At 63.1% G+C, this 11,285-nt stretch carries 9 protein-coding genes and 2 pseudogenes; 8 read left to right on the top strand and 3 right to left on the bottom strand.

Annotated elements, in window-relative coordinates; translation table 11 throughout:
- From tdh to AC0L2C_RS21565, 7 genes and pseudogenes are all read left to right on the top strand, one after another.
- Window positions 1-243, top strand: a pseudogene (tdh, locus tag AC0L2C_RS21595) (L-threonine 3-dehydrogenase); the annotation flags it as partial.
- A 204-nt stretch (window positions 244-447) separates the two neighbouring features.
- Complete coding sequence (locus AC0L2C_RS21590; protein WP_091590903.1) at window positions 448-1,755, top strand: NAD(P)/FAD-dependent oxidoreductase; 1,308 nt, start codon at window positions 448-450, stop codon at window positions 1,753-1,755.
- Between the two features lie 302 nt (window positions 1,756-2,057).
- Entirely contained in the window at window positions 2,058-2,876 is an 819-nt protein-coding gene (locus AC0L2C_RS21585; RefSeq protein WP_287228004.1) for a GNAT family N-acetyltransferase, read from the top strand.
- A 19-nt stretch (window positions 2,877-2,895) separates the two neighbouring features.
- Window positions 2,896-4,065, top strand: a complete 1,170-nt coding sequence (locus AC0L2C_RS21580; RefSeq protein ID WP_287228169.1) for an alanine racemase — start codon at window positions 2,896-2,898, stop codon at window positions 4,063-4,065.
- A gap of 61 nt (window positions 4,066-4,126) precedes the next feature.
- A complete protein-coding gene (locus AC0L2C_RS21575) occupies window positions 4,127-5,401 on the top strand; it encodes an NAD(P)/FAD-dependent oxidoreductase (protein ID WP_287228002.1) in 1,275 nt (424 codons plus the stop codon).
- On the top strand, window positions 5,398-6,852 hold the full coding sequence (locus tag AC0L2C_RS21570; protein ID WP_287228000.1) for an aldehyde dehydrogenase family protein: 1,455 nt from the start codon (window positions 5,398-5,400) through the stop codon (window positions 6,850-6,852). Before AC0L2C_RS21575 ends, AC0L2C_RS21570 begins: the two co-directional genes overlap by 4 nt.
- 175 nt (window positions 6,853-7,027) lie before the next feature.
- Window positions 7,028-7,239, top strand: a pseudogene (locus tag AC0L2C_RS21565) (hypothetical protein); the annotation flags it as partial.
- A 109-nt stretch (window positions 7,240-7,348) separates the two neighbouring features.
- Here AC0L2C_RS21565 and AC0L2C_RS21560 read toward each other — a convergent pair.
- The 3 genes from AC0L2C_RS21560 to AC0L2C_RS21550 are packed head-to-tail and all read right to left on the bottom strand — an operon-like array spanning window position 7,349 to window position 10,212.
- The gene (locus tag AC0L2C_RS21560) at window positions 7,349-8,047 is read right to left on the bottom strand and encodes a beta/alpha barrel domain-containing protein (protein ID WP_287227998.1); all 699 of its coding nucleotides are present in this window, start codon (window positions 8,045-8,047) and stop codon (window positions 7,349-7,351) included.
- Window positions 8,044-9,057 carry a 4-hydroxythreonine-4-phosphate dehydrogenase PdxA gene (gene pdxA / locus AC0L2C_RS21555; RefSeq protein ID WP_287227996.1) on the bottom strand — a complete coding sequence of 338 codons (1,014 nt, stop codon included), beginning with the start codon at window positions 9,055-9,057 and terminating at the stop codon, window positions 8,044-8,046. The genes AC0L2C_RS21560 and pdxA overlap by 4 nt, the downstream gene beginning before the upstream one ends.
- 3 nt (window positions 9,058-9,060) lie before the next feature.
- Complete coding sequence (locus AC0L2C_RS21550; RefSeq protein WP_473524375.1) at window positions 9,061-10,212, bottom strand: four-carbon acid sugar kinase family protein; 1,152 nt, start codon at window positions 10,210-10,212, stop codon at window positions 9,061-9,063.
- Between the two features lie 21 nt (window positions 10,213-10,233).
- Here AC0L2C_RS21550 and AC0L2C_RS21545 point away from each other — a divergent pair, with 21 nt between their 5' ends.
- Complete coding sequence (locus tag AC0L2C_RS21545) at window positions 10,234-11,184, top strand: LysR substrate-binding domain-containing protein (RefSeq protein ID WP_287227992.1); 951 nt, start codon at window positions 10,234-10,236, stop codon at window positions 11,182-11,184.
- The last annotated feature ends 101 nt before the right edge of the window (window positions 11,185-11,285 follow it).

Here is an 11,285-nt window from a genome sequence, read left to right as displayed (position 1 = left end):
ATTCTGGGCATCGCGCCGACCGGCTTCGAGATCGACTGGAACAAGGTCATCTTCAAGATGCTGCATCTCAAGGGCATCTATGGCCGCGAAATGTTCGAGACCTGGTACAAGATGATCGCGCTGGTGCAGGGTCCGCTCGATGTCGGCGGCCTGATCACCCACCGCATCGGCGTGGACGACTATATTTCCGGCTTCGAGGCGATGAAGAGCGGCAATTCCGGCAAGGTTGTCATGGATTGGTGAGGGCGGCCTTGGGGCTGGACTACAGGGCTCGCCATTCGCGGCGTGAACGCCCGGGAATAGCGCGATTTTTGAGTTCGTGAGGGCGATGATGACGCTTCTTTATCATTCAGGGCTATCGAATCCAGGACTAGATTGCCATCTGGCGCCTCTGACAGCGGGTAGTCGTGTTAAGGGGCATTCCTCAACGAGACCGGGCAAGCACGAATGAAGACTCAAATAGTCGTCGTTGGCGGTGGGGCTGGAGGCCTTGGACTCGTGCGCCGGCTCGGAGCACGGCTCGGCCGCAAGGATTTCGATATCATTCTTGTCGAGCGTAACCACACCCATGTGTGGAAGCCGCTGCTCCATGAGGTCGCGGCCGGATCACTCGACGCAAATCTTGACGAAGTGGGCTACCGCGGCCACGGGCACCGTTGGGGCTACCGCTTCTTCTACGGGTCGCTGGAGGCCATCGATCGCACCGCGCGGCAGGTCACAGTGGCGCCGATATTCGACGATGACGGGTCGGAACTGGTCGGTCGACATCGGCTCCGATACGACTACCTCGTTATCGCAATCGGGTCGGTTTCAAACGACTTCGGCACTCCCGGAGTCAAGGATCATTGCCTTTTCCTCGAAGACCGTCACCAAGCGGATCGCTTTCGATTGAAGTTGTTGAATCATTGTCTTCGAGTTTCCAGGACAATGTCAGCTGATTCAACCGACGACGCCTTTGTTGATATAGCTATCGTAGGTGGTGGCGCGACAGGCGTCGAACTCGCTGCTGAACTCTACAATGCTGCATCATCTCTCAGACATTATGGCCTGGAAGTCTTCGACGAGACCCGGCTGAGGGTCACTTTGATAGAGGCCGGGCCGCGGATTCTTCCGGCTCTCCCAGAAGCTTTAGCAAAGGCCGCGCATCAGGAACTTGAGGCCCTCGGCGTCCGGGTGCTCGCAAACACGGCTGTATCCGAAGCAACGGAACAGGGACTGCGGTGTGCTACCGGGGAGCAGATACACGCCAATATTTGCGTCTGGGCTGCAGGAGTGCAGGGGGCAAATATTCTGGGAGAGCTCGACGGACTTGAGGTGGCGCGCAGCAGGCAACTTGTCGTCCTTCCCACCCTCCAAACGAGCCGGGACGAGCGCATCTTCGCTATCGGCGATTGCTGCTTTTTCAAGCCGGAAGGGGCGGGCGGCCCAGTGCCGCCACGCGCTCAGGCCGCCCACCAGATGGCATCGACCGCTTATCGCAACATTCTTCACTTGATTGCCGGGGAAACGCCGGAAGCATTTGTCTATCGGGACAAGGGCTCGCTCGTGTCGTTGAGCCGGTTTTCCACCGTCGGCAGCTTGATGGGAAATCTCGTCGGAGGGCGGATGGCGATCGAAGGGCGGCTGGCCAGGATGATCTACGTGTCTTTGTACCGCATGCACCTGGTGGCCATACATGGCTGGATCAAGGGCCTGGCTCTTATCCTGGTCGGCCATGTCAACCGGGTTGTCCGTCCGCGTCTCAAATTGCATTGAGGTTGGTCAGGCGAGTGGCAGGCTGCGACCGAAAGATGCCGCTGAGGTCTGCATTCCACCTCGCCTGAGCGACGCCCGAGTGGTCTTGCCGCATTCCTCGCCCGATTTGCGCCATATGGCATGCCGACGGACGGCTCAAAACGAATGATCCCGCTGAATTGAAGGGGCATAACAGCAGCGAAATCTGCCCGCCGGACGCCACTCTAAGGTCCGACTACAAATGTGACTTTGGATCAAGCGACAGCGTTGCACCTATGGCCGTTGATCATGACAGGGATAGCGTCAGCGCCCCGACCGAGCTGATGAAATTCGAGACCCGCCATGTGCCGGGCGCGCTGAATCTGTCGCAGGAGATGGGCTGGCCTTATCGCCAGGAGGACTGGGAATTTGCCGTGAAGGTCGGCAATGGCCTGGTCCTCGAGCGGGCAGGACAGGTGATCGGCACTGCCATGTCCTGGAATTACGGACAGGCCTATGCCACTGCCGGGATGATCATAGTAACCGGCTCCGCGCAAGGCGGCGGCAACGGCTCCCGGCTTTTTGACGGGTTGCTTCAGGCCACGGACGGGCGCAACGTGCTGCTCAATTCGACGGAAGAGGGGCTCGCGCTCTACAAGCGACGCGGCTTCAATGCCTGGGGCACGGTGATTCAGCACCAGGGCTCGCTGAGCGTCGCCGTGACGCAGAGTACCCGCGACGACATCCGTCAGGCGACGGTCTCCGACCTCGCGGCGATCCAGGCTTTTGACGAGCGGGCGACAGGCATGCCCCGGCCGTCGATGGTGGCTGCGCTCGCTGATGCTGGCAATGTTCTGGTCATCGAACGCGCGGGGCGGATTGCAGGCTACGCCATCGCCAGGCGGTTCGGCCGCGGCTATGTCGTCGGCCCTGTTGCAGCAGAAAGCGCCCAAGACGCGCGGCTTCTGATCCTGGCCCAGCTTGCGACGCTTCACGGCCAATTCGTGCGCATCGACGTCTATGCCGAACACGGATTGGGCGACTGGCTGGAGAGCCTGGGCCTCGCGCGTGTCGGTGCTGTGATCGCGATGGTCAAGGGGCGACGGCCCGTCTGCGACGGGACAGCCCGCATGTATGCCTTGGCAAATCAGTCGTTCGGTTGAGGAATGAGGTAGGGTGGCGATGGATACGAATGTAAATATCAGTGAGGCGGCACAAACGATCGATGCCCTCATCACCCCGTCGCTGCTTCTGGACCGGGGGCGGATCGAGCGCAACATCCAGCGTCTGGCCGAGCATGCCAGAGAGCTTGGCGTAGTGCTGCGCCCGCATATGAAGACGGCCAAAAGCATCGACGTCGCCCGACATGTGTTCCCCGGCGAACCCGGCCCGATCACGGTCTCGACCATCGCCGAGGCGGAGTATTTCGCCGGCCACGGCTTTCGCGACATCACCTATGCAGTCGGCATGTCGCCGGCGTCGGCCGTCCGCGCCATGGAGCTTTGTCGCCGCACCGGCGCTGATGTGAAGCTGCTGCTCGATTTCGTGGAGCAGGCCGACGCCCTGGCCGGTGTACGCGAAGCCACCGGTGTGACGCCGTCCGTCTTCATCGAACTGGACTGCGACGACCATCGCGGCGGATTGAAGCCGGACGATCCCAAGCTGCTCGATGTGGCCGACAGGATCGTCGCAGCTGGCGCCAACCTGGTCGGCGTCCTCGCCCATGCCGGCGAGTCCTATGGCTTGAGCACGCCCGATGCGCTGGTCATGGCAGCCGAGGACGAGCGTTCGGCCACCGTGCGCGCCGCCGAAACTTTGCGCGCCCACGGCCATGCCTGCCCGATCGTCAGCCTCGGCTCGACGCCGACGGCGCACTTCGCCGAGAACCTCGAAGGCGTCACGGAGCTGCGCGCCGGGGTCTACATGTTCTTCGATCTCGTCCAGCACGGGGTAGGGGTCTGCCGTCTCGACGATATCGCGATTTCCGTGTTGGCCACGGTGATCGGGTCCAAGCCGGAAAAAGGATGGGTGCTGGTCGACGCGGGCTGGATGGCGCTTTCGCGCGACCGCGGAACCGCAAACCAGCAGGTCGACCAGGGTTACGGCGTGGTCTGCGATGAAAAGGGGCGGGTGCTTGAAGATGTGATCGTGGCGCAGGCCAGCCAGGAACACGGTATCCTCACCATTCGTGCCGGTTCTGGAAAGTCCATGCCCGATTTCCCGCTCGGGGCTCGGGTCCGGATTCTGCCCAACCATGCCTGCGCGATGGCCGCCCAGCACCACTTCTACAGCGTCGTCAACGGGGACAGTCCCCGGATCGAAGCCCGTTGGGAGCGGATCCGCGGATGGTAGGGGCTGCAATCGCAACGCTTTGCATGGCGCCCGTGCAAACTGACGCACTGGTGGTGCAATCATGAAGTTTACATCTTATTGGCTGGACACCTCTCAGCCGTTCAACGAGGGCGCGTCCAAACCGCTCGAAGGCCACTACGATGTAGCGATTGTGGGCGGCGGCTTGACTGGATCCTCTGCCGCGTTGGCCCTCGCCAAAAAGGGCGCCCGGGTTGCACTGTTGGAGGCCGAAACGATCGGCAACGCCGCTTCCGGCCGCAATGGCGGCATGTGCAACAACGGTTTTGCCCAGAACTATGCAATCATGGCCGGCAAGCACGGCAAGCCGGCCGCAAACGCCCTCTACAAGGCTTTCGACGCCGGCGTCGATATGGTCGAGCGGTTGGTGCAGGAAGAAAAGATCGACTGCAGCTTCTCCCGGGTCGGCAAGCTCAAGCTTGCCGCCAAGCCTGAGCACTACGACGTGCTGGCGCGCAGCCAGGAACTCTTGGCGGCAAATGTCGATCCCGGGACGAGGATGATCGCGCGCGCCGACCTGCGAACTGAAGTCGGCACCAGCCGCTACCATGGCGGGCTGCTGTTTCCCAAGAGCGCCAGCATGCATGTCGGCCGTTTCGTCCGGGGCCTGGCGACCGCCGCCGCACGGCGGGGCGCAGAGGTCTATGAAAACGCCCCCGTCATGGCTCTGCGCAAGGTCGCCGACGGGCATGAGGTCGAGACCCCGCGAGGCAAGATCGTCGCGCGTCAGGTCCTGCTGGCGAGCGGCATTTCCCAGGTCGGTCCGCTCGGATGGATCCGCCGCCGCATCGTGCCGGTCGGCGCCTTCCTGGTCGTGACGGAACCGCTGTCGCCTTCGCAACTCGAGCGCCTCATGCCGACCCGACGCAATGTCGTCGACACGCGCAATCTCGTCGTCTACTGGCGGCTCACGCCGGACAATCGCATGCTGTTCGGCGGGCGGGCCCGGTTTGCAGTATCCAACCCGCAGTCCGACGAGAAGAGCGGCCGGATCCTGAAAGCGGCGATGGTCGAGGTCTATCCGGAACTGGCCGACATCCGCATCGATTACTGCTGGGGCGGCATGGTCGACATGACCCGCGACCGCCTGCCGCGCGCCGGGGAGCGCAACGGAATCTACTACTCCATGGGCTATAGCGGCCACGGCACCCATATGTCGACGCTGATGGGCAGCATCATGGCCGATGTCATGGACGGGCGTCCCGACCTGAACCCCTGGAAGGATTTCGACTGGCCGGCGATCCCTGGATACTTTGGGCGTCCCTGGTTCCTGCCGATCCTCGGCGCCTATTACCGCATGAAGGACCTTGTCACATGATTTCGCCCCTCGAACACCTGTCCCGCAACGGCCGCCTCGACAAGTTCTTCATCGACGGTCAATGGGTCGAGCCGAGAGGCACCGCCCAGAGCGTCGTGGTGAATCCCGCCACCGAAGAGATCGTGGCCCGGTTTCCGCTCGGAAACAGCTGGGATGTGGACGCGGCCGTTGCAGCGGCCCGCCGGGCGTTCGCCACCTGGAGCCGTACCAGGCCGGAATACCGCGCGGGTCTGCTTGATCGCCTGCAGGCGCTGCTCGAAGCGCGCAATGAACTGCTTGCGCAATGCTTGAGCCTCGAGATGGGAGCGGCGATCGGATATGCGCGCACCGCGCAGGTGTCGCTCGCGATCGCCCATGTGCAAGTCGCTCGCGATGTCCTGAAAACCTTCCCCTTCGTCGTGCAGCGCGGCCACACCGCCGTCACCCACGAACCGATCGGTGTCTGCGCCCTGATCACGCCCTGGAACTGGCCGCTCTACCAGATCACCGCCAAGGTTGCGCCGGCGCTCGCCGCAGGCTGCACGGTCGTGCTGAAGCCAAGCGAACTCTCTCCTTTGGACGCCCTGCTGTTCGCCGAGACGATTGAGGAAGCCGGCTTCCCTGCCGGTGTCTTCAACCTCGTCAATGGTGACGGCCCAGGCGTGGGCATGGGTCTCGCCTCCCACACGGATGTCGACATGATCTCCATCACCGGCTCCACCCGTGCCGGCATCGCGGTGGCCCAGGCCGCCGCGCCGACGGTCAAGCGCGTCGGACAGGAGCTCGGCGGCAAGTCGCCGAATGTGATTCTGCCCGACGCCGACCCCGATCGTGCCGTTTCGCTGGGCATAGCCGCCGCCTTCCGCAATCTCGGCCAGTCATGCAGCGCGCCGACGCGTATGATCGTGCCGCGCGAGCGGCTGTCCGAGATCGAGGCGGTCGCCAAGAGGGCCGCAGCCCAGATCATCGTCGGCGATCCGCTTTCAGAAGCCACCACTCATGGTGCAATCGCCAACCGTTCCCAGTTCGACCGCATCCAAACCATGATCGGCATCGGCATTTCGGAGGGCGCCAGGCTCCTCACCGGCGGGTCGGGTCGCGCGGACGATCTGAGCGTCGGGTTCTATGTCAAGCCGACCATCTTTTCCGACGTGCGCACAGGCATGCGCATTGCCCAGGAAGAGGTTTTTGGGCCAGTTCTGTGCATCATCCCCTACGACACAGTCGAGGAGGCCGTCACTATCGCCAACGATACGGTCTACGGCCTGGGGGCCCATGTACAGGGCACGGATATGGGCGCCGTCAGGGACGTCGCCTCGCGGATCCGCGCCGGTCAGGTTCATCTCAACTACCCCGCCTGGGACCCGCACGCCCCGTTTGGCGGTTTCAAGCAGTCCGGAAACGGGCGCGAATATGGCATCGAAGGCATGTTGGAGTACCTCGAGGTCAAATCCATCCTCGGCTATTTCTAGGCGACATTCGCCTGGCGCAGAGGGCGCAGCTGCGGTCTACGCCTGTAGGCTGAGCGGATCGGTAATCAGTTAGAACATGTCGGTTGATGACTGAATCGGATTTGGTGACGTCTGCGTCGGTTTGACTCATCAGGTTGCGTTTCTATCCGGTCGCTTTGTGGGTTACCGATCGGGCATGATCGACCACGCGGAATCGAGCAGCGGTGGAGGCGGACCGCTCGAAGCGGACGAGCGTGGCCGCCGGGTATTCGCTGCGAGTGAGGCTCGTGCTGCGGGTTGTGGGCTTGCGGTGGTGTCTGAGATCACCGGTCTGGCCGTTCGACGATCGGGCGTGGCATCAAAGACCTCGATGTTGCGACGGCGCGCGGGCAGGTGCGTCGACAGGGCGTTTGTCTATGCGATCGAATGGAGTGGCAGAGAACTCTGGTCTGGAGCTTCCTCGATTGCTCGAAGCTCCGCCGTGTTGAGTTCAATTTGTAATTTATTTTGACCAGGACTAACCTCCCACGCTCTCTTGATGTCCTTCGAGGCACGCCGAGATCGCCCGCAGCTGGAATTCCAGTGCGGGATCCTCCGCCGGGAACCGGCCGTCCAGCGCGGAGGTGCCGACGGTAAATCCCGCTGCGCCACTGTTGCGAATGGTGTTGATCTGATCCGGCCGGTCCACCGATCCCGCGACGATAACGGGCTTGGGCACGGCCCGGCACACAGCGTCGATCAGAGACGGCACATTGCCTGCCGAACGGTAGGCGAGAAGGTCGAGACCGGCGACACCGGGATGGCTGGCGAGCGCGACCGCGCTTTTGACGATCTCGGCCTGCGATCCTTCCAAAATGCTCGGGTGCCCGACGATGCGACCCGGAAACGGATAGTAGCGGATGGGCGTCCCTTCCAGCAGCGGCAGCACGTCTTCGGCATGGGTGCCACCGAGAAGAAAGTCGACGCCGAGGTCGATCGCCGCCTTGACCGAGCGGATCTCGCTGTCGCGGTCGAGCGATACAACTTCGAGATAAGTGTTGGCTCCGCCCTCGCGGATCTGGCGGGCGAGGGCGGCAAGCGCGTCGAGCGGCAGGCCGATGTCCTTGAAGCCGATGTGGCGGATTCCGGCTCTGAGCGCCGTTTCGGCGTGGACGGCGGCGTCGGTCACCGTGCGGTCGTTGCGTGTCAGCATGAAGATGAAGTCGAATTGGGTCATGGGGTGACGGCTTTCTGGTAGGGGAGGGAGGCCTTCAGCCTAAGGGCGTAGTCGAAGGCGGTCTCCAGGCTGGAGGGGTCGGCAACGCCGGACCCCGCGATGTCGAAGGCGGTGCCGTGATCGGGGCTGGTGCGCACGAATGGCAGGCCCAGCGTGACGTTCACGCCATGGTCGAGGCCCATATATTTGACCGGGATGAGACCCTGGTCGTGATACTGGGCGACCACGATGTCGAACCGGCCCTTGCGGGCCTGCATGAACACGGTGTCGCCTGGCCATGGGCCGGAGACGTCGATGCCTTCGGCACGGGCCGCCTCGATTGCCGGCCGGATGATGCGGATTTCCTCGTCTCCGAAGAGACCGCCTTCGCCGGCATGCGGATTGAGGCCGGCGACGGCGACGCGCGGATGGGAGATGCCGAGCGCCTTCGCACCGGCATCGGCCAACCGGATGGCATCCATCTGCGCCGCGAAATCGCCTTTGCGGATCGCCTCGGACAGCGAACAATGGATGGTGACGAGGACCGTGCGAATGTCCTCGTTCGCCAGCATCATGGCGACCTTGGGAGCCCCGCCATGATCGGCCAGGATTTCGGTGTGGCCGGGATAGTGCAAACCGGCTGCTGCAAGTGCTTCCTTGTGAATCGGCGCCGTTACGATGCCGCCCACCCAACCGTCCCGCGCCAGTCCGATCGCGACAACGATGGCGTCGAACGCCGCGCGTCCACTGACGGCCGAAACCTGGCTGACCGGTGGCAGGGCGGAAAGCTGCGAGGAGCAAAGCACGTTGAGGGTTCCGTCATCGAGCACGGTCTCATCGACGGAAGCGATCGGCCGGATCCGCACATCAGCATCGAGCCCGCAAAGGGCGTGGGTCATCACCAGCGGATCACCGACGACGATCCAGTGTCGCTTGTCCGGGCGACGGAGATACATTTTTGCGATGATCTCGGGGCCGATGCCGGAGGGATCGCCCATGGTCACGGCGAGAGGAGCGTCATGGGCGGTCATCGATCAGAGCCTTTCGTGAAAGCGGTTTGCCAGCAGGTCGCGGGCGGCATCAAGGAGTGCAGAGGGTGAGCCGAAGCCTCCCGCCTTCATGGCGATGGTGAGCGGCTCTCCATCCGCCCGTTCGGCGCGGCCAACCGGAAAGCCGGGCTCCAACTCGCGGGTGAGAAGGAACCCGTTGATGCCGAGGCGGTCGAGGATCGCGGCCATCGTCTCGCCGCCGGTGGCGATCACCGCGTCATAGTCGCGCCGGGCGACCGCTGCGGCTGCTTGTCCGGCGAGGTTCGTCATCACCGCGCTGGCATTCTCCTGCCCTTGCAGCGGTGCCCGAAGACAAATCACACGGGCGTCGCCGGGAGCGTCGGCCAGGTCGCTGACGACGGGAACGCCTCGTACACGCAAGGTCTCGCATTGGACGCGCGTCACCGGATTGGTGCTTCCTGCGACGATCACCACCTGCCCGGCGGCTTTGCCCGTTACCGGGCGTTCGTCCGGCACTGCAGGGACCAGCGATGCCAGCGCGATGGCGAGACCAGGGGAGCCCACCCAAAGGACAGTCTCGGGATCGGGAATGTCGGCGACCTGCCGGTTCAGTATGTTCTGACTGTCGGCGTCGAGGATCAGAATGGACCCTTTCGTCGCCGCATCGCCGGAACTGTTTGCTGCGAGAATGATCGGTATCCCCAGGGACGGGTCGACCAGATCGGCAATGTGCGATGTGCCTGCGGGATGGACTGGGTCACGGCCGTAGACGCTCTGACTCACGGGAATGCCGTTCACCGTCTGGATCCCGCCGACGGTGAGCCGCCCCGCTTCGGGAAAGGCTGGAGCGATGACAAGCCTGCTCCGGCCGCTGGCGCGAAAGGCGGCGGCGACTTCCACGCGGATATGGCCGCGCAGGGTCGAATCGATCGTTTTGAACAGAAGGCGGGCATGCGAGAGGGCCGACACGGCGTCGGCGATAGCCCTTGTCGCCTGCCAGATGTCGGAGGCGCGGCTGTTGGTATCGATAGAAGTGATAGCTCCATTCTCCGCGCCGTCGACCTGTCGCTTGATCACAGGTGCATAGCCTCTCGCGAGAAAGGCCGCCGCGCCGTCGGTAGCACTGGTCAGATCGTCGGCGACTATCCCGACGAGGAGAGATGTGGTCTGCTTCATGTTGGTGAGAATAGCAGAACGGTGAGAACCGAATATCGATATGATCTGACGATTTATGGTGATATGAAATCACCAATGAAACGATCTGACCTACCTTCACTCGACGATCTGCGTGCCTTCCAAACAGTGGCGCGTCTGGGGTCTGTGCGTGCTGCGGCGGCCGAACTCGCTCTGACGCATGGTGCAGTCAGCCGTCGCGTCTCCAAACTCTCCGCCGATCTTGGCTTGCGCTTGCTCGAAGCGGACGGGCGCGGGGTGCGTCTGACCTCCGATGGCGCGAAGCTGGCGGAGGCGACCGGCAAGGCGTTCCATTTAATCACTGATGCCTTGGCAAAGATCAGATCCAGCTCGACGCCCATTCCGATCATCTTGTCCTGCGAGCGCTCGCTGGCGATGCGCTGGCTGATCCCCCGCTTGTCTGGGTTTCAGGATCGATACCCGGACGTCGAGGTGCATCTGTCGACCGGCGGCGGAGGGCTCGACTTCGCGCGTGACCGGGTGACGCTTGCGATCCGCCGTCTCGATTTTCCGGTGGACCCGGAATGGACCATCATCAGGCTGATGCCCGAGCGCGTCGGTCCGGTCATGCTGCCATCCCTGCGCAAGCGGTTCGAGAGTGGCGACTATGTGGCGCTCGGATCACGGACGCGACCGGATGCCTGGGAAGCGTGGCTCGACGCGCACATGGATGCGCCGCGTCCTCGAACGACCCGATTGCTGGATCATCATTTCCTGATGGCAGAAGCGGCCCTGGGTGGTCTTGGCGTTGCTCTTGCCCCCCAGGCGATTGCAACGGATGACGTCGCGAATGGGCGATTGGAAGCACCACTCGGCTTTGATCGCGACGGGACGGACTACGGCCTGATCCATCCGAAGTCGATCATTGTTTCAAGCGGCCTCTCCGCATTGCGCGATTGGCTGACCGCAGAGTCCGAGGGATCGTTCAAGCGGCAGGTGCTTGAGAACAGCTAAACTAAGAAAATAAGGTCGCCTTTGCGCCCGTATCGGCTCAGGCGGGGCGAAAGAGACAGCGCTGCGAAAGGGCGTGCTGGTTTGGCTGTCGACCGGAGGGC

Source organism: Mesorhizobium sp. WSM4845, assembly GCF_055811455.1.
This window is presented reverse-complemented; position numbering and strand designations above follow the sequence as displayed.

Coding starts and splice junctions, on each gene's coding strand:
- AC0L2C_RS21590 (WP_091590903.1), top strand. CDS start 448: ATGAAGACTCAAATAGTCGTCGTTGGCGGTGGGGCTGGAGGCCTTGGA.
- AC0L2C_RS21585 (WP_287228004.1), top strand. CDS start 2,058: ATGAAATTCGAGACCCGCCATGTGCCGGGCGCGCTGAATCTGTCGCAG.
- AC0L2C_RS21580 (WP_287228169.1), top strand. CDS start 2,896: ATGGATACGAATGTAAATATCAGTGAGGCGGCACAAACGATCGATGCC.
- AC0L2C_RS21575 (WP_287228002.1), top strand. CDS start 4,127: ATGAAGTTTACATCTTATTGGCTGGACACCTCTCAGCCGTTCAACGAG.
- AC0L2C_RS21570 (WP_287228000.1), top strand. CDS start 5,398: ATGATTTCGCCCCTCGAACACCTGTCCCGCAACGGCCGCCTCGACAAG.
- AC0L2C_RS21560 (WP_287227998.1), bottom strand. CDS start 8,047: ATGACCCAATTCGACTTCATCTTCATGCTGACACGCAACGACCGCACG.
- pdxA (WP_287227996.1), bottom strand. CDS start 9,057: ATGACCGCCCATGACGCTCCTCTCGCCGTGACCATGGGCGATCCCTCC.
- AC0L2C_RS21550 (WP_473524375.1), bottom strand. CDS start 10,212: ATGAAGCAGACCACATCTCTCCTCGTCGGGATAGTCGCCGACGATCTG.